Raw genomic sequence first — 1,328 nt, 5'->3', positions numbered from 1 at the left:
CAGTAGTGTCCGGTTAAACCGGGTTAATTTGTAGAGAAAGCCAATACTGGCGTGGCCTAGCGGTCAATTTTATTTGGTGCCGATTTGAAACTCGTTTTCCCATTCCTGTGTAATTTCCAAGGCTCAAGCCCCTTGGAGATTTCCTATGAATGTCGGCAAGACCTTGTTTGCTCAGATCATGGAATTCGTTCCATGGACAAGCTTTTCTCGAATCGTTCAGCGCTACAGCGGCGACGCGGGCGTTCGCCGCTTGACTTGCTCCGAGCAGTTTCGCGTTATGGCCTTTGCCCAACTGACCTGGCGCGAGAGCCTTCGCGACATCGAAGTGACGCTGGGCGCCAACTCCAGCAAGCTGTACGCCATGGGCTTTCGCCACAGCGTTCACCGCTCCACTCTGGCCGATGCCAACGAGTCGCGCGACTGGCGCATTTGGTCCGACTTGGCCGCAGTTTTGATCCGGCGCGCTCGCAAACTTTATTTGGACGAGGACTTGGGGCTCGAACTCAAGAACACGGTCTACGCGCTGGACGCCACCACCATCGATCTGTGCCTGAGCCTGTTCGACTGGGCCCCGTTTCGCAAAGCCAAGGCTGCAGTCAAGCTCCATACGCTGCTGGACCTGCGAGGCTGTATCCCAGCATTCATCCATATCAGCGATGGCAAGATGCACGAGGTCAATGTGCTGGACATCTTGGTTCTGGAGCCCGGCGCGTTCTACGTCATGGACCGAGGCTATTTGGACTTTGCTCGCCTGTTTCAAATGCATCAGGCCGGCGCCTTCTTTGTGACTCGAGCCAAAAGCAATATGAACGCCAGGCGCGTGTACTCGGCCAAAGTGGACAGGAGCAGCGGCATCATTTGCGATCAGGCCATTGCGTTGAACGGACACTATGCAGCCCAAGACTACCCCGAGCACTTGAGGCGTATTCGATTCAAAGACCCCCAAACCCAAAAGATCTTGGTCTTCTTGACCAACAACACGGCCTTGCCGCCCTTGACCATTGCCGCTTTGTACAAGCGCCGCTGGCAGGTCGAGTTGTTCTTCAAATGGATCAAGCAGCACCTGCGCATCAAGAAGTTTCTGGGCAACAGCGAGAACGCGGTGAAGACGCAAATCTGGTGCGCCGTATCCACCTACGTGCTTATTGCCATTGTTAAGAAAGAACTTCAATTGAACGCCTCGCTCTACACTTTGCTACAGATCTTGTCGGTCTCGGTATTCGAGAAAACCGAGGTTTCAAGCGCCTTGCAGCTCGATGGCAACACAATCGACAACCCGTCCGACGCTAACCAGTTGAATTTATTCACTTTTTAACCGGACACTACTG

At 53.9% G+C, this 1,328-nt stretch carries 1 protein-coding gene; it reads left to right on the top strand.

Annotated features, from left to right (window positions below; genetic code table 11):
* Nucleotides 1-145 precede the first annotated feature (145 nt).
* A complete protein-coding gene (locus B9Z49_RS21355) occupies nt 146-1,315 on the top strand; it encodes an IS4 family transposase (RefSeq protein WP_108355444.1) in 1,170 nt (389 codons plus the stop codon).
* Nucleotides 1,316-1,328 lie beyond the last annotated feature (13 nt).

The sequence above is a fragment of the Limnohabitans sp. 2KL-51 genome (genome assembly GCF_003063645.1).
GTDB lineage: Bacteria > Pseudomonadota > Gammaproteobacteria > Burkholderiales > Burkholderiaceae_C > Limnohabitans_A.
The sequence above is the reverse complement of the archived record's forward strand: the minus strand, read 5'-3'. Positions and strand labels throughout refer to the sequence as shown.

Excerpts from the sequence above, each read along its gene's own strand:
- B9Z49_RS21355 (WP_108355444.1), top strand. The coding sequence starts at position 146 with ATGAATGTCGGCAAGACCTTGTTTGCTCAGATCATGGAATTCGTTCCA.